Annotated in this window: 17 protein-coding genes; 15 read left to right on the top strand and 2 right to left on the bottom strand. The window is 62.9% G+C overall.

Translation table 11 applies throughout. The features are described 5' to 3' along the window. Window positions 1-12 precede the first annotated feature (12 nt). Window positions 13-492 (bottom strand): hypothetical protein, encoded by a 480-nt coding sequence (locus tag ACLBXN_RS20200; RefSeq protein WP_447613329.1) that lies wholly within the window; start codon window positions 490-492, stop codon window positions 13-15. A 196-nt stretch (window positions 493-688) separates the two neighbouring features. Here ACLBXN_RS20200 and xdhC point away from each other — a divergent pair, with 196 nt between their 5' ends. The 12 genes from xdhC (at window position 689) to ACLBXN_RS20140 (ending at window position 15,868) form a co-directional block, all read left to right on the top strand. After that, entirely contained in the window at window positions 689-1,519 is an 831-nt protein-coding gene (gene xdhC / locus ACLBXN_RS20195; protein WP_211459433.1) for a xanthine dehydrogenase accessory protein XdhC, read from the top strand. A gap of 292 nt (window positions 1,520-1,811) precedes the next feature. Beyond that, window positions 1,812-3,137: a urate hydroxylase PuuD gene (locus ACLBXN_RS20190; RefSeq protein ID WP_447613328.1), complete on the top strand. Its 1,326-nt coding sequence runs from the start codon at window positions 1,812-1,814 to the stop codon at window positions 3,135-3,137. Window positions 3,138-3,253: 116 nt separating this feature from the next. Further along, window positions 3,254-3,892 (top strand): Crp/Fnr family transcriptional regulator, encoded by a 639-nt coding sequence (locus ACLBXN_RS20185; RefSeq protein WP_211459435.1) that lies wholly within the window; start codon window positions 3,254-3,256, stop codon window positions 3,890-3,892. Between the two features lie 248 nt (window positions 3,893-4,140). After that, window positions 4,141-6,216, top strand: coding sequence for a sensor domain-containing diguanylate cyclase (locus ACLBXN_RS20180; protein ID WP_447613327.1), 2,076 nt, complete (start codon window positions 4,141-4,143; stop codon window positions 6,214-6,216). Window positions 6,217-6,370: 154 nt separating this feature from the next. Further along, window positions 6,371-7,303, top strand: coding sequence for a LysR family transcriptional regulator (locus tag ACLBXN_RS20175; RefSeq protein WP_447613326.1), 933 nt, complete (start codon window positions 6,371-6,373; stop codon window positions 7,301-7,303). Between the two features lie 76 nt (window positions 7,304-7,379). Continuing rightward, a complete protein-coding gene (locus tag ACLBXN_RS20170; protein WP_447613325.1) occupies window positions 7,380-8,939 on the top strand; it encodes an ABC transporter ATP-binding protein in 1,560 nt (519 codons plus the stop codon). Next, window positions 8,932-10,026 (top strand): ABC transporter permease, encoded by a 1,095-nt coding sequence (locus tag ACLBXN_RS20165; RefSeq protein WP_211459439.1) that lies wholly within the window; start codon window positions 8,932-8,934, stop codon window positions 10,024-10,026. Before ACLBXN_RS20170 ends, ACLBXN_RS20165 begins: the two co-directional genes overlap by 8 nt. Before the next feature lie 3 nt (window positions 10,027-10,029). Further along, window positions 10,030-10,950 (top strand): ABC transporter permease, encoded by a 921-nt coding sequence (locus ACLBXN_RS20160; RefSeq protein WP_003052482.1) that lies wholly within the window; start codon window positions 10,030-10,032, stop codon window positions 10,948-10,950. A 52-nt stretch (window positions 10,951-11,002) separates the two neighbouring features. Continuing rightward, window positions 11,003-12,148 (top strand): BMP family ABC transporter substrate-binding protein, encoded by a 1,146-nt coding sequence (locus ACLBXN_RS20155; protein WP_043006985.1) that lies wholly within the window; start codon window positions 11,003-11,005, stop codon window positions 12,146-12,148. A 194-nt stretch (window positions 12,149-12,342) separates the two neighbouring features. Continuing rightward, entirely contained in the window at window positions 12,343-13,500 is a 1,158-nt protein-coding gene (locus ACLBXN_RS20150; protein ID WP_003052487.1) for a BMP family ABC transporter substrate-binding protein, read from the top strand. 181 nt (window positions 13,501-13,681) lie between these two features. Continuing rightward, complete coding sequence (locus tag ACLBXN_RS20145) at window positions 13,682-14,656, top strand: aromatic ring-hydroxylating dioxygenase subunit alpha (protein WP_211459441.1); 975 nt, start codon at window positions 13,682-13,684, stop codon at window positions 14,654-14,656. Window positions 14,657-14,821: 165 nt separating this feature from the next. Continuing rightward, complete coding sequence (locus ACLBXN_RS20140; protein WP_211459443.1) at window positions 14,822-15,868, top strand: adenosine deaminase; 1,047 nt, start codon at window positions 14,822-14,824, stop codon at window positions 15,866-15,868. 86 nt (window positions 15,869-15,954) lie between these two features. Here the strand turns inward: ACLBXN_RS20140 and ACLBXN_RS20135 are convergent, their stop codons facing one another. Continuing rightward, on the bottom strand, window positions 15,955-16,986 hold the full coding sequence (locus tag ACLBXN_RS20135; RefSeq protein WP_447613324.1) for a LacI family DNA-binding transcriptional regulator: 1,032 nt from the start codon (window positions 16,984-16,986) through the stop codon (window positions 15,955-15,957). A 306-nt stretch (window positions 16,987-17,292) separates the two neighbouring features. Here ACLBXN_RS20135 and ACLBXN_RS20130 point away from each other — a divergent pair, with 306 nt between their 5' ends. From ACLBXN_RS20130 to ACLBXN_RS20120, 3 genes are all read left to right on the top strand, one after another. Further along, window positions 17,293-20,103 carry a xanthine dehydrogenase family protein molybdopterin-binding subunit gene (locus ACLBXN_RS20130; RefSeq protein ID WP_447613323.1) on the top strand — a complete coding sequence of 937 codons (2,811 nt, stop codon included), beginning with the start codon at window positions 17,293-17,295 and terminating at the stop codon, window positions 20,101-20,103. Beyond that, on the top strand, window positions 20,103-20,672 hold the full coding sequence (locus tag ACLBXN_RS20125) for a (2Fe-2S)-binding protein (protein ID WP_447613322.1): 570 nt from the start codon (window positions 20,103-20,105) through the stop codon (window positions 20,670-20,672). The genes ACLBXN_RS20130 and ACLBXN_RS20125 overlap by 1 nt, the downstream gene beginning before the upstream one ends. Then, a partial coding sequence (locus tag ACLBXN_RS20120) for a c-type cytochrome (RefSeq protein ID WP_447613321.1) occupies window positions 20,665-21,938 on the top strand: 1,274 nt, incomplete at its 3' end. The genes ACLBXN_RS20125 and ACLBXN_RS20120, both read left to right, overlap by 8 nt.

The raw sequence follows: 21,938 nt of genomic DNA, 5'->3' as shown, positions 1-21,938 counted from the left end.
TGCCATGCAGGGTTACTCGCCCAGCTGACCTTCTGTCAAGGTGTCGAGCTGGAAGCGTCCCGACTTGTCCCACAGCCAGGTATCGGTATAGGTCACGCTGCGACCCGGCGCAGGAAAGGGTGCGGCGGAGCGCACGGCCCGCTCGATCTCGGCCACCACTTCGGGAGCGTGGCTGGGCTTGCGCATCCAGTGCAGGTTTTTCACACGGCCCTGGCCGTCGAGCTGGACCTGCAGCACGCCGATTGCATACAGCATGGGCGGCAGCATGCCCTTGTAGATGCGGCCCGAGTTGCGCTCGTACAGATGCTGGGCGGCCTGCTTGCGATAGCTTGGGCTGGCCTTGTCGGCAGGCGTCGTGCCTATGGATGGGCTTTGAGGCGCGATCTGACAGGCGGTCAGCACTGCGGCAACGGCAGCCATCATCCCGGCCCGCAGCCAGTTCAGGGGACGGCGGGCTGGTTTGGCGCGGGAGGGGTCGTGGGTTTCGGGCATGACGCCAAGCGTAGCCGTAAATGGGTGGGGGCCGCAGCCTTGGGGCCGAATTCCGATGCCGCTCCGTGAAAAATCTGCAACCACTCGTCAGACAGGGCCCGGATATGCATCCGATTAAGGTGCTCATACGCTTGTTTGTCTATTGCGGACCGGAAAATGCATGAATATCGGTCATCAAAGCAATCGGCGTTCAGTCATGTGGAGCGAAACACAGCAAGGAATCTTGAACCGTCTGGCGCAGCAGCCGCTGTGCCGGGTGCAGGTGCAGGCCACCCGTGGCTCCGTGCCCCGTGAGGAGGGGGCCTGGATGGCTGTGTTTGCCGATGAGGTGATGGGGACGATAGGCGGGGGCCATCTGGAATGGCAGGCCATTGCTCTGGCGCGCCAGTTGCTGGTGCAGTGGGACGAGGATTGCGCCGCCTCGCGCGAGCATGTCCAGCGCTATGCCCTTGGCCCCAGCCTGGGCCAATGTTGTGGCGGTGCTCTGGAGTTGCACTTCGAATGGTTTGAGGCCCGCGATGCCCAGCGTCTGCGGGCCTTGATGCCAGAGCCCTCGCAATGCGTGGCCTTGTTTGGTGCGGGCCATGTGGGGCATGCGCTGGTGCGCATTCTGCGTAGCCTGCCGTATCGGGTGATCTGGGTGGACAGCCGCGATGCAGTCTTTCCCGTGCAGGAGCAGATTGGCGTGCAGTGCGAGCATTCCGATCCTGTCCAGGCCGCAGTGGCGCAGCTGCCGCCGCAGTCGCAAGTGCTGATCATGAGCTTCAGCCATGCGGAGGACCTGGAAGTGGTGGCCCAATGCCTGTTGCGCCAGCGCGAGCGAGGAGACCTGCCTTTTGTGGGGCTGATCGGCAGCAAGACCAAGTGGGCCAGCTTCAGCAGCCGCTTGCGCAGGCGAGGATTCAGCGACGAGGAGCTGGCTCACATCACCTGCCCGATCGGCGTGCCGGGCATTACCGGCAAGGAGCCCGAGGTGATCGCGGTCGCGGTGGCGGCACAGCTTCTGCAGCGTCTGCCTGCGAGCTGATGGTGCGGGGTATGCCCTGATTTGGTGCATGGGGCATGCAGACAGCCGGTTGCATGCCCTAAAAAGCAGGCCCGATACTTGCTCATGGCTCTCGTACTAGGGAAATCTCTAGGGTGGTTTATCCCGAATTCGAGAGTTGCAGCAGCAAAAATTGCATACACTTTCGGTCGACAGAATGGTCGCAGCGGTGCCCCGTGTGTAACGTCCGGGAGCGCGGCCTTTTCTTCTGCTCAGAGCGCCCGCAGTGGTGAGCAGGTTGTTCGGCAGCCCCACGCTGCCAAGGTTGAGAGCTATGGAAAGCTACATTCTCGACTGGGCCGGCCTGCTGTTGCGGTGGCTCCACGTCATTACCGCGATCGCCTGGGTCGGTTCCTCCTTCTACTTTGTGTTCCTGGACAGCAGCTTGACGCCGCCCGTGGATGACGACCTGAAAAAGCAGGGCGTCAACGGCGAACTCTGGGCTGTGCACGGTGGCGGTTTCTACCACCCCGTGAAGTTCAATGTGTCTCCTCCCAAGATGCCGGATCACCTGCACTGGTTCTACTGGGAAAGCTATACCACGTGGCTGTCCGGTTTTGCCCTGCTGACGGTCTCCTACCTCTGGAACGCCAATATCTATCTGGTTACTCCCGGCGACCCCAATGCCATGAGCACCGGCGCTGCCGTGGCTTCGGCTCTGGGCTTCCTGGTGGTCTTCTGGCTGTTGTATGACTTCATCTGCCGCACCTTCGGTCAGAAGAAGAATGGCGATGCCACGGTCGGCGCCATGGTTCTGGTGTTGGTGTGTATCGCAGCCTATCTGGCCTGCCACATCTTCCCCGGCCAAGCTGCCTTCCTGCTGATGGGCGCGATGATCGCGACCTCCATGAGCGCCAACGTGTTCTTCTGGATCATTCCTGGCCAGCGCAAGGTGGTGGCATCCCTGAAGGCTGGCGAGCCCGTGGATCCGCGTCACGGTCAACGTGCCAAGCAGCGCAGCGTGCACAACACGTATTTCACGCTGCCGGTGCTGTTCGCCATGCTGTCCAACCACTATGGCTGGCTGTATAGCCACAAGATGAACTGGCTGGTGCTGATCGGCATGATGTTTGCCGGCGCTGCCATTCGCCAGTTCTTCGTGATGCGCCACGGTTACAAGCTGGGTCGCAACAACCACCCCTGGCCTTACGCTGCTGTCGGTGTGGCTGCTCTGCTGGCCGTTTTTGTGTGGCTCAAGCCCGCTCCCGCTCCCATTGCTGCAGCGCCTGCCGCTCCTGCTCCGGCCGCGACTGCTGCTCCTACAGCGCCCGCTGTGACTGCCACTGCCGAGCCAGCAGCTCCCGCCGCCGAAGGCGCAGCCACGGCACCTGCAGCCGCAGCACCGGCTGCCGCTGGTGGCGAAGGCTTCGCCAAGGTCAATGCCATCTTCCAGCAGCACTGTGTGGTCTGCCACGGCACGGCCATCCAGCAAAAGGCTGTCCGTCTGGACTCGCCCGAAGCTGTGAAGTCGCACGCCCAGCAGATCTACCAACAGGTGGTGCAGCTGAAGAAAATGCCTTTCGGCAACCCTGGCGCACTGTCCGAGGACGAGCGCAATCTGATCAAGACCTGGTACGAGTCCGGCGCCGCCGTGAACTGAGTATGGGCTTGTGAAGCGTAAAAGCCGCAGTTTTCACTGCGGCTTTTTTGTTGCTTACCATGTCTTGTTGACGTGGCTCAACATGAATCGGCGAAAAGACCGGCACAGTGCAGTCTATGTTCACCATGCCCTCCATGTCGCAAATCGCTTCCACGTTTGGGCAGCCCGAGAGCTTTGCTCCAGGCTACTGGCTCAGGCAACGTCGCAAATCCCTCGATTCGGTGCTGTACCTGGAAAGCGGCAGCGTGATGCTGGGTGTGGGACAGGATTCAGCCATGCGCCATCACCTCGGACAGGTGGACGGGCCGGCCTGGCTGGACGCGGCTTTTGCGCTGCAGGATCGCCCTTCCTGCCTCGATATGCAGGCACAGACCGCAGGGCGCATCTACATCATTCCTCTGGCACGCTTTCTCGGTGCTGTGGCGGAGCTGGCTCCGGCCGTGCAGTACCTGCTCAAGGATATGGCCAAGGCCTATTGCTCGCAGACCGACCTGGCGGTCAGCCGCCTGGCGCAGGATGCAGAAGCCCGTTGTGCCCAGTGGTTGCTGAACCATGCCAGTCCGGCTGGAAACGGCATTGGCTTGCGTGTCACCCTCAAGGCGCGCAAACGCATGATTGCCGCCCAGCTGGGGATTGCACCGGAAACCTTCTCGCGAGTACTCAGGCAGTTGCGGGAGCATGGCCTGATTGCCGGGCGGGGCAATGTCATTGAATTGCCCAGGCCGGGCGCTCTGGAAGTGCTGGCGCTGGGGTAAATACCGGGCCGGGCCCTGAGCCCCCGCAACGTCTGGCAATGCGCTGACTGAAGCCGCTCGGCGTAGCATTTATCGACAACCTCCGGGGTTTCCTCTCGTTGGGTTGCAGACAGCGGCTCTCTATATTGAGGCCCATGTCAGATGCTGTCCTCTCACTGCCATCAGAGCCGCCCTGGGTTGCGCCGCCGCAGCCAGAGGAGGCTGCTGCCGCAGCAGATGCTGGCCGGGTTCGCAGAGGGCCCGGGCCCATGCTGCGCAGCATGGTGCTGGTTGCCATGATCGCTGTGCTGCTGGCCGGCGCCGGCGCTGCGGGCTGGGTGGCCTACTCCCTGCGCCGGGCCGTCACGGATGGAGCCTTGCCGGCGCAGACCAAGGCATTGGAGTACGCGGCGCGTTCGCTGGCCTTCCGGGTCGAACAGCAGCAAAAGCCCTTGCATGCTCTGTCCGCTGTGCTGGCGGGGCATATGCACGACTCCCAGGAGTCTCTGGAGGCCTTGCTCAGGCAGCCCGCCTCCATGGCGCAGCAGTACGAGCAGATCCAGCTTGCCAATGGCAAGGGACAGTTGCTGGTCAATCTGCGCCAGGAGCAGGCGCGTTCCGCAGAGCAGCTCGACGAGCCGCTGCGCGAAGTGCTCAAGCGCTCGCTGGCAGAGGGCAAGCCCATTACTCAGGCCTGGGTACGTCCCGGTGATGCAGGGCTGCAGCTGGAGTTTCAGAACGTGGTGCCGGTGCGCGATCTGCAAGGCAAGCTGTTGGGGATTCTTGGCGGCAGCTACCGGGCACCCTTGTCGGTCTTGTTTTCGCTTGAATCCACTTCTGCCGAAGCGGGGGGGCAGTTGCTGCTGATTGACCGCGATCTGCATCCGCTGGCTTTCAGCAGCAAGGGACAGTGGCAATTGCCGGCCGCTGCGGGCGATACCGTGCTGCCGGGAGGAATCGATCGGGCCTGGCTCAAGATGGCGCAGGCCGGTGCAGTCAGCGAGCAGAGAAACAACCAGCTCTGGAGCGCCATGCCCTTGCCCTGGGCGCAATGGACTTTGCTGAAGGTCAGCGATGTTCAGGAATGGGTGCCCGGAGTCTCGGCCAGGATGATGGGCTGGCTGGCCACGGCCTTGCTGGCATTGGCCGGACTGCTGGGTGTGGTGCTTTGCCTGATCGCCTATCCGTTGACGGCCTTGTTTCGCTCGGCAGAGCGGGCTTCCCGACGTGGCCTGATGTTGGAGATGGATTCGGCCACCCGGGGCGCCAACTGGTGGCATGGCCTGTCCGATCATGACTGGGGAGAGGCCCAGACTCTGCGCTCTGCCTTGCAGGCCCTGGGTGGCGGATACGAGGCGCATGGCGAGCAGGAGCGTGAACTGCAGATGCAGCTGCAGACCTTGATGGACTATGCGCCAGTGGGGCTGATCGTGACGCATGGCTCCACGGTGCAGCGTGTGGGCATGCAGGCCGCCAGGGTATTGGGCTATCAGCCTCGGGAAATGCAGGGCCTGGCCGTGCGTGACCTGTGTGCCAGCGAGGCCGACTATGAGGATTTGATGGGGCGGGTCCGGCGGGCACTGGATACCTACGGACAGTTTGATGGCGAAGTCTGCCTGATGCGCAAAGATTCAAGGCCGATATGGGTGCGAATTCACGGTCAGAGCATGCTGCGCATGCACCGGGCCTGGGAACAGTCGGGAAAGGCGCTGGATGGACAATATCTGGTCTGGGAGCTTGAGGATGTGACCACTCAGCGCCAGTTGCGCGAGCAATCGAGCTGGAAAGCCATGCACGATCCCTTGACGCGCCTGCCCAACCGCACGGCTTTCGCCCTGCGGCTCAAGGAATGGCTGCAGGAATATACGAGCCGCGATTATCTGGAAAGCATGGGGCGTGCGAATGCGATCGCGCGCTCGCAGAGCGAACCCATGGTGCATGGCATCGTGCTGTATGTGGATCTGGACCACTTTTCCCAGGTCAATCGTCAGGGAGGGCGCGAGGTGGGCGACGAGGTGCTCGGTCATATCGCCCGGTTGATCGAGTCCACGGTGCGCCCTCATGGCTGGGTCGCCAGGGTGGGGGGCGATGAATTTGCGATTCTCATGGCCGGAATCAGCCGGGAAGAAGGAATGCGCCATGCGCAACTGCTGTGCATGGCTATCCAGGACTGGGAGGGCTCCTACCAGGGGCAGCGCTATATGTTGAGTGCCAGCATCGGCATGTTGCTGCTGGATGCCAGCTACCACACCGCGGCCAGCGCCTTCAAGGGGGCCGACATGGCCTGCTATGCCGCCAAGCGCAAGGGGCGCAACCGCGTGGAAGTGATGACGGCGGCGGTCTGAGCCGGATTGAGCATGCTGAATTCAAGGCAGATATGACGGCTTAGAGGGCAATCCCTTGGCTGCTCAAAGGGGCTGACTGAGTTACGCTCTGCGGCTGCTTTGTATACAAAATGGATGAGGCTGGCCGTGCCAAGTGCCCGGATGGCCGTGACCTATGCGCGACCAGACCTTGTTCGACAAGATAGATTTGCACCTGATCAGGGTGCTGCACACGGTGCTGACGGAGCGCAGCGTCTCCAGGGCGGCCCTGCGGCTGGGCATGCACCAGCCGGCGGTGTCGGCGGCCCTGCGGCGTCTGCGCGAACTGGCGGGCGATCCTCTGCTGGTGCGGTCCGGGGCACAGATGCAGCCTACCGATGTGGGTCTGCGCATGGTCCAGCCTTCGGCAGACATTCTGCGTGCCGCCGAAGGATTGTTCAGCGATGCGCGGCATTTTGACCCGCGCACCTCCACGCGTACTTTCCGTATTGCGGCCAGCGACTATCTGGATCCCCAGTTCCTGCCGCGGCTGATGTCGGCGATGAAAGCGCAGGCCCCGCATTGTCCGGTGGACTTTCTGCCGCTGAGCGCCGAGGCGCATTACGAGGGGCAGCTGGCCGATGGCGAGATCGATGTGGTCATCGGCAACTGGCCGCAGCCTCCGGAAGGTCTGCACATGGCCAAGCTGTTCGAGGACGAGGTGGTCTGCCTGGTCAGTCCCAAGCATCCGGCAATGCGCAGGGGCTGGGATGTACAGCAATGGCTGGAGGCCGAGCACATTGCGCCAACCCCGGCCTATCCCGGTGCCCTGGGCGTGATAGACGAGCAGTTGGCGGGCATGGGTCTGAGTCGCCAGGTGGTGGCGCGCTGCGCGCATTTCAGTCTGATACCCGACATGGTGGCATCAAGCTTGCTTGTCATGACCTCGGGCAGATTGTTCTGCGAGCGTTTCAGCGAACGTCTGTCCCTGGCCATATTGCCTTGCCCTGTGGAATTCCCCCCGTTGGTCTATTACCAGCTCTGGCATGCGCGTTCGCATGCTGGTGCCGCCACACGCTGGCTGCGAGAGGTGGTTCGCAATGTTGCACTAACGCTGCGAAATCAATAGCTTGTATCGTATTCCTGTTCAGCGCATAGAGCCTGTTTGAGTCAATTTGTTATTTGAATTGAGAGACAATCCAGCGATGAATCCCCCCCCGACACATTCCCCCTCTGCGAGTGCGCCTGCGCGCTTGCAGCTGGAGGGTATTACCAAGCAGTACCCGGCTGTGGTTGCGAATAGCAAGGTATCGCTGAAAGTCAAGCCCGGCGAGATCCACGCCATCCTGGGCGAAAACGGCGCTGGCAAGTCCACGCTGATGAAGATCATCTATGGTGCAGTCAAGCCTGACGAGGGCGCCATCCTGGTCGACGGCAAGCCGGTGCAGATCCGCAACCCGCAGGAAGCCCGGGCACTGGGCATTGCCATGGTGTTCCAGCATTTCAGCCTGTTCGATACGCTGACCGTGGCAGAGAACGTCTGGCTGGGCCTGGACAAGAGCATTGCACTGGCCAAGGTGATCGAGAACATTCAGGCCACGGCCCGCGATTACGGTCTGGAAGTTGACCCGCATCGCCCCGTGCATACGCTTTCCGTCGGCGAAATGCAGCGTGTGGAAATCATCCGTGCCCTGCTGACCAATCCCCGGGTGCTGATTCTGGACGAACCCACCTCGGTGCTCACGCCCCAGGCGGTGGAGATGCTGTTTGTGGTGCTGCGCCGCCTGGCTGCGGAAGGCTGCTCCATCCTCTATATCAGCCACAAGCTGCATGAAATCCGCTCGCTGTGCACGGCCTGTACGGTGCTGCGCGGCGGTGTGGTGACGGGGGAGTGCAACCCGGCCAACGAGACCAATGCTTCGCTGTCGCGCATGATGATCGGCTCGGAGCCGCCGGAGCTGGAGCACCGCACGGCGAATACCGGCGATACCGTGCTGCGTGTGCAGGGGCTGTCGCTCAGGAGCCAGGACCCCTTCGGTGTCGATCTGCAGAGCATTGCGCTGCAGGTGCGTGCGGGTGAAGTCGTCGGTATTGCAGGCGTCTCCGGCAACGGCCAGAAAGAGCTGATGTATGCACTGTCCGGCGAGGACACACGTTCCGAGGCAGAGGCCGTGCAGTTGATGGGCAAGGGCGTTGGACGCATGGGGCCTAGTCGGCGCCGTGGCATGGGCCTGCATTTTGTGCCCGAAGAGCGTCTGGGGCGCGGAGCCGTGCCCAGCATGGGCCTGGCCCACAACCTGTTGCTGACGCGCAAGACCGCAGTTGGCAAGGGTGGCTGGATTCGCATGGCGGCGCTGCAGGCGCAGGCGCGAGACATCATCGGCCGCTTCAACGTCAAGGCCGGCGGTCCAAACTCGGCTGCGCAGTCGCTGTCGGGCGGCAATCTGCAGAAGTTCATCGTGGGTCGTGAAATCGATGCCAAGCCGCGTCTGCTCATCATCTCTCAGCCCACCTGGGGGGTGGATGTGGGGGCTGCGGCGCAGATTCGGGGCGAGATTCTCAAGCTGCGCGACCAGGGTTGCGCCGTGCTGGTGGTCAGTGAGGAGTTGGACGAGTTGTTTGAGATTTGTGACCGCCTGCATGTGGTGGCCAAGGGCCGCCTGAGTCCTTCGGTGGATAGAGCGGCTGCCACGGTGCAGCAGATTGGCGAATGGATGAGCGGCCTGTGGGATGCGGCGGCGGTGCAGGGAGGTGCCCATGCTTAAGCTGGAACAACGTCCCCAGGCATCCAGATTCTGGACTTATGGCTCGCCGATTCTGGCATTGCTGATCACCGTGCTGGTCGGGGTCTGCCTGTTCGCGCTGCTGGGCAAGGATCCGGTCAAGGGCTTGCAGGCCTTTTTCTGGGAACCCATCAAATCGGGCTATGCCCTGGGCGAGCTGGCCGTGAAGGCCACGCCTCTGCTGCTGATCGCGCTGGGGCTGGCCGTATGCTTTCGCTCCAATGTCTGGAATATCGGTGCCGAAGGCCAGTTCGTCATCGGTGCGGTGGCTGCGGGCGGCATTGCCTTGCTGGCCGACAAGACCACAGGGCCCTGGATCGTGCCGGCCATCCTGATCGCCGGCATGCTGGGCGGCATGGTCTGGGCGGGCATCGTCGCCTTGCTGCGCGACCGCTTCAACGCCAACGAAATCCTGGTCAGCCTGATGCTGGTCTATGTGGCCACGCTGGTGCTGGGCTATCTGGTCTACGGTCCCTGGAAGGACCCCATGGGCTACAACTTCCCGCAGACCAAGAGCTTCGAGCGCGTCACGCAGATTCCTCGGCTGGTGCAGGGCATGCGCATGAACATCGGCGTCATCATCTCGCTGCTGGGTGCCGGTCTGCTGTGGGCATTCCTGTTTCGCACGCGCGCCGGCTTCGCGCTGCAGGTCGGCGGCCTGGCGCCGTCGGCGGCACGCTATGCCGGTTTTTCCTCGCGCAAGGCGCTGTGGACGGCGCTGCTGATTTCCGGCGCTACAGCCGGTCTGGCGGGGGCGCTGGAAGTCGCTGGCCCCCTGGGTCAGCTCACGCCCTATGTGCCCGCTGGCTACGGCTTTGCGGCCATCATCGTGGCCTTTGTGGGGCGCCTGCATCCTGTGGGCATGATTTTCTCGGCCATTCTCATGAGCATGTTTTATATCGGTGGCGAGCTGGCGCAGTCGCGTCTGGGCCTGCCCAAGGCGCTGACCGGCGTCTTCCAGGGACTGCTGCTGTTCGCGCTGCTGGCTTGCGACACTTTGGTGGCCTATCGCATCCGCTGGGTGGCGAAAAAGGTCGGCGGTGCCATTTCTGCAGTGAAGGGAGCCTGATCCATGGAATCCTATGCACTGCTGCTGGGCTCCACCCTCAGCGCCGGTACTGTTCTGGCGCTGGCGGCCCTGGGCCTGCTGATCAATGAAAAATCGGGGATCGTCAATCTCGGCGCCGAAGGCATGATGCTTTGCGCCGCCATTGCCGGCTTTGCCGCTACCGTGCACACCGGCAATACCTGGATGGGCTTTGGCGCGGGCATGCTGGCCGGGGCCTTGCTGGCCGCCATCTTTGGCGGGCTGGTGATCTGGTTCAACACCAACCAGTACGCAACCGGTCTTGCGCTGTCGCTGTTCGGCGCGGGCTTCTCGGCATTTGTGGGCCTGGGCTATGTACAGGCCAAGCTGCCCGAGCTGCCCAAGTACTCGATTCCCGGCCTGGCAGATCTGCCGGTCGTGGGCCCGGCCCTGTTCACGCTGCACCCGCTGGTATACGGTGCCATCGTGCTGGCCGCCCTGATGGTCTGGTTTCTGTACCGCACGCGTGCGGGCCTGGTGTTGCGCTCGGTCGGCGAGTCGCCCTCGTCAGCCCATGCCCTGGGCTACCCCGTGCGACGCATTCGTCTGATGGCCGTGATGTTTGGCGGAGCCATGTGCGGTCTGGCGGGCGCCTTCATCTCCGTGGTCTACACGCCGTTGTGGGTGGAGAACATGGTGTCGGGTCGAGGCTGGATTGCTCTGGCGCTGACGACATTTGCGACCTGGCGGCCGGCCCGCGTCCTGCTGGGCGCCTATCTGTTTGGCGGAGTGACCATGCTGCAGTTCCATCTGCAGGCCACGGGGGTTCAGGTGCCCAGCCAGATTCTGTCCATGCTGCCTTATCTGGCCACCATCGTGGTGCTGGTGCTGATCTCGCGTAATCCGACCTGGATTCGGGCCAATATGCCGGCTTCCCTGGGAAAACCCTTCTACCCTGGAGCGTGATGCCCAAATGTGGTGCAATCCGCTTTTCAAAAATAACGAGAGGACAACTCCAATGACGACTCTGGGCAAACGCGCTCTGATCAAGATGATCGGCCTGTCGGCTGTTTCCATGGCGGTGCTGACCGCTTGCGGCAAGAAGGAAGAGGCTCCTGCAGCGCCTGCCGCCGCACCTGCGGCAGCACCTGCTGCCGACAAGCTCAAGATCGGCTTCATGTATGTGAGCCCCATCGGCGACGGCGGCTGGACCTATCAGCACGAGCTGGGTCGCAAAGCCATTCAGGAAAAGTTCGGTGACAAGATCGAGACTTCCATGGTCGAGAGCGTTCCCGAGTCTGCCGACGCCGAGCGTGTGATGCGCGACATGATCGGCCAGGGCAACAAGCTGGTCTTTGCCACCAGCTTCGGCTATCAGGACTTTGTGCAAAAGGTCGCTGCTGACGCCAAGGATGTGAAGTTCGAACACGCCACCGGCTACAAGACGGCCGACAACGCGGCGGTCTACGACACCAAGACCTTTGAAGGCGCTTATCTGGCAGGTATCGTGGCGGGCGCCATGACCAAGACCAAGACCGTGGGCGTGGTGGCTTCGGTGCCCATTCCCGAAGTGGTGCGCAATATCAACAGCTTTGTGCTGGGCGCCCAGAGCATCGATCCCTCCATCAAGGCCAAGGTGGTCTGGGTGAACGAGTGGTTCGCTCCTCCCAAGGAATCCGAAGCTGCCAACAGCCTGATCAACGGTGGCGTGGACGTGATGTACCAGAACACCAACTCTCCCGCCGTGCTGAAGACGGCCGAAGAGCGCGGTGCCCGTGCCTTCGGCAAGGACGGCGATATGAGCGGCTTCGCACCCAAGGCCCACCTGGGCTCTGCCGTGATCGACTGGACCCCCTACTACAGCAAGGTGGTGGAAGACACGCTGGCCGGCAAGTGGCAGACCGGCAACTTCTGGTGGGGCGTGAAGGAAGGCGCCATCGATCTGAAGAAGATCGCCGACGACGTGCCCCAGGAAATCAAGGACAAGGTCGAGAAGGCCCGCGCCGGCCTGAAGGACGGCTCCTTCGCCGTCTGGACCGGTCCCATCAAGGACAACACCGGCAAGGAGTTGCTGGAAGCCGGCAAGGTGGCGGATGACGCCTGGCTGCGCAGCATCAACTTCTATGTGAACGGTATCGAGGGCAAGGTGCCCGGCGCCAAATAAGCGCTGTTTGCGGGACGCCTGACCGACGTCCGATCAAAGGCCCCGAGGGGCCTTTCTTTTTGCGCTGTCGTTTTCAGGATACCGGGCTGCAATTTGGCTCGGTTTATGCATATATTGCCCAAGGTGTAACCGGCATCCCAGGTACTGCGCTGTTGCCGGTTTCAAACCTCACTCTTTGTTCCAAGGAAACTTTAATGACTGATTTGCACAAGCGTTCATTGATCAAGGTCGCCGCACTGACGGCTGTGGCCTCGGCCGCTCTCGTGGGCTGCGGCAAGAAGGAAGAAGCACCGGCGCCAGCTGCTGCCCCCGCTGCCGCTCCTGCCGCCGCAGCTCCGGAACCTCTGAAGATTGCTTTTGCTTATGTCGGCCCGGTGGGCGACGGTGGCTGGTCCTTTGCCCATGACCAGGCCCGCAAGGCCCTGGAAAAAGAGTTCGGTGACAAGATCAAGACCAGCTACGTGGAGAGCGTGCCCGAAGGTGCAGATGCCGAGCGCGTGCTGCGCGACATGGCGTCGCAGGGCAACAAGCTGGTGTTTGGTACCACCTTCGGCTATATGGACGTGATCCAGAAGCTGGCCCCCGAGTTCGCCGACGTGAAGTGGGAACACGCCACCGGCTACAAGACCGCCGCCAATGTCAGCACCTATGACAGCCGCACATACGAAGGCGCCTATCTGGCCGGCATCATTGCCGGCGGCATGACCAAGTCCAACACCCTGGGTGTGGTGGGTTCGGTGCCGATTCCCGAAGTCATTCGCAATATCAACAGCTTCACGCTGGGTGCTCAGTCCGTGAATCCCAAGATCAAGACCAAGGTGGTCTGGGTCAACGAATGGTTCAGCCCTCCCAAGGAAACCGAAGCTGCAACCAGCCTGATCAACGGCGGTGCCGACATCCTGTTCCAGAACACCGATTCGCCAGCAGTGCTGAAGACGGCCGAGGAAAAAGGCAAGCGTGCCTTCGGCTGGGATTCGGACATGACGGCCTACGGCCCCAAGGCTCACCTGGGCTCGTCCATCATCAACTGGGCGCCTTACTACATCGACTCCACGCGCAGCGCACTGGACGGCAAGTGGAGCAGCCGCCAGACCTGGTGGGGCGTCAAGGAAGGCGTGATCGACATTGTTTCTCTGGCCGACGATATTCCCGCCGAGATCAAGGCAAAGGTTGAGGACGTGAAAAAGGGACTGAAGGAAGGTACATTCACCATCTGGAAGGGCCCAATCACCGGCCAGGACGGCAAGGAACTGATCGCTGCCGACAAGGTTGCCGACGACGGCTTCCTCAAAGGCATCAATTTCTACGTCAAGGGCGTGGAAGGCAAAGTGCCCGGCGGCGACGCCAAGTAAGCACTGCCGATCAGGCATCGCGCCGCCTTGTCGCTCCGATTGCGGCTTGCGGCGCATGTCTTCAAGGCAGACCCCTGGTTTGCCGCGTAGTGTTGGCTGCTAACAGTCGTCCAGACACGACTTGCAGCGACAGGGCCGCCGCAGAGCGGCCCTTTGTATTTCGATAATGACGAGTATCCCCATGACTGAACGTACCCTCTGGCATCCTGTTGCCCAATCCTCCGATGTGGTGAGCGCGCCGTTTTCCGTGCTGCTGCTGGAACAGCCGCTGGTGCTGTGGCGCAATGCCGAGGGACTGGTTCAGTCCTTTGTGGACCGCTGCCCGCATCGCGGTGCACGCCTGTCCATGGGGCGTGTGGAAAACGGGCATCTGGAATGCCCTTATCACGGCTGGCAATTCTCATCGGGAGGCCAGTGCGTGAAAGTGCCCGCCGTGCCCGATTTCACGCCCCCTGCATCGCAGCGCGTGCAGGCCTTCGAGGTGCAGGAAGCTTATGGCCTGATCTGGGTGCGACTTGAGCCTTCCGATAGCCAACTGCCTGTGTTTGCGGCCGAAACGGACCAGCATCTGCGCAAGGTGAACTGCGGGCCCTACGATGTGGCAGCCAGTGCACCGCGCATCATCGAGAACTTCCTTGACATGTCCCACTTCGGCTTTGTGCACGAAGGCTGGCTGGGCAGCCGTGACGCCACGGCCATTGCCGCCTACAAGGTGGAGACTACCGCCACCGGCGTGCTGGCGACGGGTTGCAAGGCCGTGCAACCCCAGTCCAATCTGCATTCCACCCAGGCGGCCGAGGTGGAGTACACCTACGAGGTGACCGCAGCCTATACCGCAGTGCTGACCAAGATTCCCGAAGAGGGCAGCTCCAAGCAAGGCTGGCGCGAGCAGATCGGCCTGTTCATCTGCCCCGTCACTCCCGAAACCAGCCGCGTCTGGTTCCGTCTGGCGGTCGCGGACTTCGAATCGACCGACGAGCAGTTGCAGACCTTCCAGCACACCATCTTTGTCCAGGACCAGCCGGTGCTGGAGTCGCAGCTGCCCAAGGCCCTGCCGCTGGACCCACGTGCGGAAATGCACTCGGCGGCCGACCGCATGTCGTCGGCCTATCGCCGCTTCCTGAAGGCCCAGGCGATAGGCTTCGGAACCTGCTGAGACCGGCCTGAGAGGCTTTGCCGCATGGGCGTCCATGCGGGTGAGCGACGGGCTTGCGGCGGCAAGACCGAAGTCGCAGACCTGTCGGGGCTGGCCATATGGCCTGAGCTGTGCCGGTTTGATAGGCTAGACATTGAATGGCGCGCAGCGCCAAGGAGAATAAAGATGAACACCGTGCCTGCTGTAGATGTTGCCCGTCTGCCCGAGCTGCTGCGCGCCATGCCCAAGGCCGAGCTGCATATGCATATCGAGGGCTCGCTGGAGCCCGAACTGATTTTTGCGCTGGCGCAGCGCAACCAGATACCTCTGGCCTATGACAGCGTGGAAGCTCTGCGCGCGGCCTATGCATTCACCGATCTGCAGAGCTTTCTGGACATCTATTACGCGGGTGCCAGCGTGCTGCTGCATGAGCAAGATTTCTACGACATGGCGCGCGCCTATCTGGATCGTGCCGTGGCCGACAATGTGGTGCACACGGAAATCTTCTTCGACCCGCAGACCCATACCGAGCGGGGCGTGGCGATGGAGACCGTCATCAACGGTCTTTACCGCGCCTGCCGCGACGCGCAGATCGAGCAGGGCATTTCCTCCTCGCTGATCCTGAGCTTTCTGCGCCATCTGAGCGAGGAAAGCGCCCTGCAGACGCTGGAGGCCGCGCTTCCGCTGCGTGATCGCTTTATCGGCGTGGGGCTGGACAGCAGCGAGCTGGGCAATCCACCCGAGAAGTTCGCCCGCGTGTTTGAACGCTGCAAGCAGCTGGGTCTGCGTCTGGTGGCCCATGCGGGAGAGGAGGGACCTCCCGCCTATATCTGGGGCGCACTGGATGTGCTGAACGTGGAGCGCATCGACCATGGCGTGCAGTCCGAGCAGGATGCGCTGCTGATGCAGAGGCTGATCAAGGAGCAGATTCCGCTGACGGTCTGCCCCTTGTCGAATCTCAAGCTCTGCGTGATCAAGGATCTGGCCGATCACAATCTGCCGCGCCTTCTGGCAGCAGGGCTCAAGGTCATGATCAACTCGGACGACCCTGCCTATTTCGGCGGCTATGTCAACGAGAACTACACCCAGCTATTTGCCGCCACAGGCATGGGCGCGCCAGAGGCCTATCAGCTGGCGCGCAACAGCCTGGAAGCGAGCTTTGCCAGCGAGGCGCAGAAGCAGGAATGGATTGCAGGCCTCGACGAAGTGTTTCGGCAATATGCCGCAGCGTGACGACGTGACTTTGGAGCGGCGCAGTAGCCGTCTTCACAAGCGTCGATAGCCTGGGTCCCGACGATTGAAAGCCCGGTTGAAGTGATTCAACCGGGCTTTCTTTGCGTGGAGCGGCGCAGCGCCAGGGCCGGCAAAGGTCCGGTGGCCATGCGCCGCGTGGTGTCGCCGCGCAGATGCTCGAACAGCAGATCGACCGCCTGCTGGGCGATGTCTTCCAGATGCAGGTCCAGTGCCGTCAGTGGCGGCTCGCAACTGCGCGCACGCAGGCCGTCATAGCGCGTGGCCAGCATCAGGTCTTCGGGAATGCGCAGGCCTGCCTGCTGGGCGTAGCGGGCAGCGCCCACGGCAAAGGCATCGACCATGACCAAGAGGGCATCGAGCTCGGGGTGTTCGCCCAGCAACTGCTGGGCTGCGGCATGGCCGCCGTCCTCGCCCTCGGCTTCGTCCATGCGCAGCACCACGGGCTGCATGCCATGGCCTGCCGCCATGGCGGCATAGGCCTGCTCGGCCTGGCTGTAGGAGGTGCGCTCCGAGGCGCCGACCACCAGCCCGATTTGCCTGGCTCCGGCCGCCAGCATATGCGTGAGCAGCATCTGCGTGGCCGGACCCGACAGCAGATCGACATAGGGCACGTTGACATTGTCGCCACCCGGGCGGCCGATGGACACCACCGGCAGGCCTTGCTGCAGCAGCTCTGCCAGCTGGGGGTCGCCGGCCTGCGGCTCTATGACCAGGGCGCCGTCGATATCGAGCAGGTTCAGCGAAGTCTGGCCGGGTCGGTGTGGCGGAACCAGCGCCATGACCAGGCCGCGTTCAAGCGCCGACGAGGCCGCGACAGCTGCCACTTCCATGAAGAACCCCAGTCGCGAGGGGCCGCCCGAGACCGTGAATGGCATGGACGACATCAGCGCAATCATGCTGGCGCCGCCTGTGCGCAGGCGCTGCGCATGACGATTGGGCCGGTAGCCGAGGCTGCGCGCAGCCTCCATCACCTTCAGGCGTGTGGCCGGGTCGACCTGACCGCGACCATTGAGCGCGTGCGAGACCGTGGTGCGTGAAACACCGGCCTCGCGGGCCACGTCGGAGATGGTGATGCGTTGGCTGGGCGTGTCGGCCATGGAATTCCTCAAGAGTGCGGGCGGTCATTGCGAAGCGCGCGGCAGGCATTGCAGAAGTTTTTGTATACTTTACTTTGCTCAAATCGATTTGGTTATTTTGGCTTTGCATCAATTATTCATAAAGAAGATTGAAGCAATCAAGATACCAAATCGATTTTCTTTTTGAAAGCGATATCGCCATGCCGGCCGACCGCAGTGCCGGCCGATGTGCAGATATCCGAGCGTTGCCCTGGTTGTCGGGCAGCGCTGCGAGTCAATTGCGACCGGGGTGCTGGCCTGCCGCCGCTTCGGTTTGCTCACTGGAGAATGAATGTGCCCAAATCGGATTTGAGCCGGCGCAGCTTTTTGAAGGCTGCAGCCGCCCTGGGAGTGCTTGCCGGAGTGCGCCCGCTGGAGCAGGCGCTGGCGCAGATGGTCGAGCCGGCAAGCGCTCAGGACGCTGCCTGGATGGACGGCGGCCGGCTGCGCTACCGCCGCGACGGCATGGCCAAGGTCACGGGCCAGAAGCTGTTTGCCATCGACCTGCGCGCGCGCGACATGGCGGGCTGGCCCGACAAGCAGTCCTATGCGCTTTTGATCATGGTTCCGCGTGCCGACCGCATTTACGAAGGTCTGGATCTGTCCGTGCTGGGCAAGGACTTTGCCCCCGATGTGCTGGTGGACGCCGAGCGCGCCGAGGCCGATGGCGTGCACATGCCCGAGCCGGGTTTTTACGGCAGCTACTTCTTGCCCAAGGGCCAGGTCTCGCCCATGCTGGGTCAGCCTGTGGCCATGGGGATCTGGCATGACTACGAGCGCTACCGCGAAGCCGTTCGCCTGCTGCGTTTCAATGACGGAATCTTCCAGTGGGGCGCAGCCGCTACACCACCCAAACGCAAGCCCTATGTGGCCGCGCGCTATGTGCGCATGGGAGCCGACAAGCACGACGAGCCCGATCTGTACGCGCCTTTGTACAACGGTATCGTGCGCCCACAGCTGACCGGCCCCGAGGTGCAATGGCCTGGCGCAGACGATCCCAAGCATGGCAAGGCCATGCAGTATTCGGCCCAGATCCAGCAGCTGCTCAGGCAGCCGCCCGAGGGCACCCAGGTCTTTTCCCGCGACTACCATAGCCAGTCCATGGAGCCCGCAGCTCTGGAGCCCGAAAACGGTCTGGCCTGGTATGAAGAGAGCAGGGGCGTGATGCATATGGTGGGCGCCACCCAGGCGCCCTACGCCACAGCGGGCCATGTGGTCGGCATGGTCAAGGCCAGCCGCTTTGCGCTCAAGGAAATGGATTACCTGAGCGCCTACACCGTGGGCTACGGGCAGAAGGAGCATCACTCCTTTCCTTTCTATGTGGGTCTGGCGGCGCTGTATGCGCAAGGCCGCCCGGTGCGGCTGGCGCTGGATCGCTGGCAGCATTTCCAGTTCGCGCTCAAGCGCCACCCTTTCGACCTCAAGACCACGATTGCCGTGGATGCAGAGGGACAGTTCCAGGCCTTCTCGGTGGACATGCGCGGCGATGGCGGCGGCACCATGAACTTCAGCCCTTCGGTGGGAACGCTCGGCGTCGCTTCCTCGCAGTCGGTGTACTACTTTCCCAAGAGCGATCTGTCGGTGGCCGTCTTCCCCAGCAGCGAGGTCACGGCGGGGTCGGTGCGCGGCTACGGCACGCTGCAGTCCATGGCTCCGACCGAAATGCTGGTCGATGAAATTGCCGAGCAGATTGGCATGGATGCCATCGCGCTTCGCCAGAAGAACATGCTGCGTACAGGTTTGCGCAACACCCAGGGCGCCGTGCCTGCGGGCCAGTTGCGCATCGGCGAGATTCTGGCTCTGGCCGCCAAGGATCCGGTGTGGGTGAACCGTGCCCAACGCAAGGCCGAGTACGAGGCCGCCCATCCCGGCATGCGCTACGGCGTGGGTTTTGCCTCGGTGCAAAAAAGCTTTGGTACCGCCGGCGAAGCCGCGCTGGCATTGATCGAGCTATCGCCCGAAGGCAAGCTCAAGATGAAGCACATCACGGCAGAAATCGGCACCGGCACCACCACGGCGCAGATGCTGGCGGCAGAGCCCTTTCTCGGCCGCCCTGTGGACGAGGTGGAGTTTGCGGCGCAGAAATGGCCCGAGATGCCCGTGCACACGCAGGAGCAACCCAACTCCACGCCCCAGGCCGATGAGGATCGCCAGTCGCAGGACCCGTACTGGGTACCCAGCTTCACCTCGCCGCAATCGGCCTCCAATTCGGCCTACTACTTCACCCACACCACGCGCCAGGCCGCCAAGCTGTTGCTGGCCCATGGTCTGTGGCCTGCGGCTCTGTCGATCTGGGGCAACCCGTTTGGCGGGCCGCTGCAGGGCATGCCGGTCTCGCTCGATGAAGCCGAGTGGAAGGACGGCAAGCTGGTGGCCGGAGCCATGGAGCCCTTGACGCTGGAGCGCCTGGCCGCACGCGCCCATGAGCTGGGCCTGGTCACCGGTGTCTGCGTCCACACCTTCAACCGCCGCTCCTGGGCCAGTGCCGAGTTCGAGCTGGGCGGCAAGCGCTTTGCCGCCGAGATTGATGCGCTGTCCGTTCGCTTTGGCAATGGTGCCGATGCGGCCCAAAAGGCCGCGATGGACAGCGCCGGCTATGCCTTCCAGCCGCGCGTCAAGGTCAGCTATCCGCCGGTGCACCGTCTGGCGGCGGGCGCGGTGTATTACGCGCCTTGCGCCACGCTGGTGGAGCTGGCCGTATCCACGGGCACCGGCAAGGTGAGCTTGCTGGGGCACAAGACCTGGCTGGAATGCGGCTCGCAAATCGTGCCCGAGCTGGTCTCTGGTCAGTTGCAGGGCGGCGTGGCCATGGGTATCGGCCACGCTTTGTACGAAGAGCTGCCCCTGGGACCGAGCGGCCCCGGCAACGGCACCTGGAGCTTCAACCGCTACCACCTGCCGCGCGCCAGCGAGCTGGCCGTGTGGACGGCCGAGGGCCATGTGCTGCCTTCGGTCTCGCGCACCGACCCGCCCAAGGGCATGGCCGAAGTGGTGATGATCCCCGTCGTCGCTGCCTGCGCCAACGCCGTGGCCCACGCCACCGGCAAGCGTTTCTATCAACTGCCGCTGAGCGCGGAACGAATCAAGAAGGCATTGTGATGCAGCAACGTATCCAGTTCTCCGCCACCATCAACGGCCAGAAAACCGGTCCGCATGAGCTGCCCAAGGACCTGATGATGATCGAGTTTTTGCAGGAGTACCAGGGCCTGACGGGCACCCGCCTGGGCTGCGGCCAGGGTGTGTGCCGCGCCTGCACCATCATCGTGGACGAACCCGGCAAGGGCCCGCACACCGTGCCCGCCTGCGTGACCGGCGTGGCCTGGCTCAATGGCAAAAGCCTGCGCACCATCGAAGGTGCGGCCAGCACCGATGACACCGGCCGGATCACGGCTTCTGCCGTGCAAAAGGCGTTTCTGGAGCATTTCTCGTTTCAGTGCGGCTATTGCACACCGGGTTTTGTGAACTCGGCCACCGTGCTGATGGAGCAGCTGCAGGCCATGCCCGTGGATGCCAACGCCGTGGAAGAAGCCGTGGAAGCTGCGCTGGACAAGCATATCTGCCGCTGCACCGGCTATGTGCGCTACTACCACGCTGTGCGCGACCTGATCTTGGCCACGCCGGGCCTGACCACGGGCCAGCGTACGCGTGAGGTCAGCCGTCATGGATAAAGCTCAACGCAGCAAACTCACCAGGATCGCCGCAGGCATTGCCGCCGCGGCTGTGGTGGTGCTGGGCGGCATGTATATCGCGGGCAGTTCCAGCGGCAGCGTGCCGCCTGCCACGGTGGACTTTGCCAACATCAGCGCCGAACAAAAGCAAAAGCTGTTCGATCGGGGTCTGCAGGTGTTTCGCGCTGCCGACTGCGCGGCCTGCCACAGCTCGCCCACCACGGGCGCCGAGCTGGCCGGAGGCATGGCCATGGTCACGCCCATGGGCACCTTGTACGGCACGAATATCTCGCCCTCCAGGGAGCACGGCATAGGCAAGTGGTCGGCCGACGATCTCTACCGCGCCGTGGCGCGCGGCATGGCACCGGGGCGCAAGAACCTCTATCCCGCCATGCCCTACGCCAGCTATCACGACATCACGCGCGCCGATGTCGATGCGCTCTGGGTCTGGCTGCAGGCCCAGAGCGCCGTGGAAGTAGCCAACCGTTCGCCGGAGATGAACTTTCCGTTCAGCATCCGTCCCGGTCTGGCGCTATGGAATGCGCTGGAGCGCCCCTCGGGTGAGCAACACGCCGGCGGTGCACCTGAGGCCGCCAACTCGCTGGATCGTGGTGCCTATCTGGTCAACACGCTGGGCCACTGCGGCGAATGCCACACCCCGCGTACCGCCAGCTTTGCCATGGACCTCAAGCAGTCGCTGGCAGGCAATGTGATCGAAGGCGCCTACGCCCCCGACCTACGCCCCAAATCGTTGGCCGCACGCGGCTGGAGCGAGCAGGATCTGGTGCAGTTTCTGCGCACCGGCCTCTCGCCCCAGGGCGTGATGACCATGGGCATGTTCCCCGTGCTGCAGCACTCCAGCTCGCACATGACCGAGGCCGATCTCAAGGACATGGCTGCCTATCTGATGCAGGGTGAGAAGCCCACGCCGAGGCTCGCCACCGAAGCGCCTCAGACCCAGGTCTCTGCCAACGGCGAGCGCGTCTATATCGGTCTGTGCGCAGGCTGCCATGGCGTCGATGGCCAGGGCCAGCCACATTCCTCGCTGCGACTCGATACCAACACCACGGCCATGTTCCCTACGCCGCTGAATCTGGTGCGCGTGATCCGCGAAGGCCTGCCCGAGCGTGATCTGGCCCATGGCGAGCGCATGCAGGCCATGCCCGGCTTTGCCGATCAGCTCAGCCATGAAGACATGGCTGATCTGGTCAATTACATGCGCTTGCGTTGGGGCCGCCAGAAGGGTGATGTGACGCCGGCGCAAAT

Source organism: Comamonas sp. C24C (assembly GCF_053345995.1).
The sequence above is the reverse complement of the archived record's forward strand: the minus strand, read 5'-3'. Positions and strand labels throughout refer to the sequence as shown.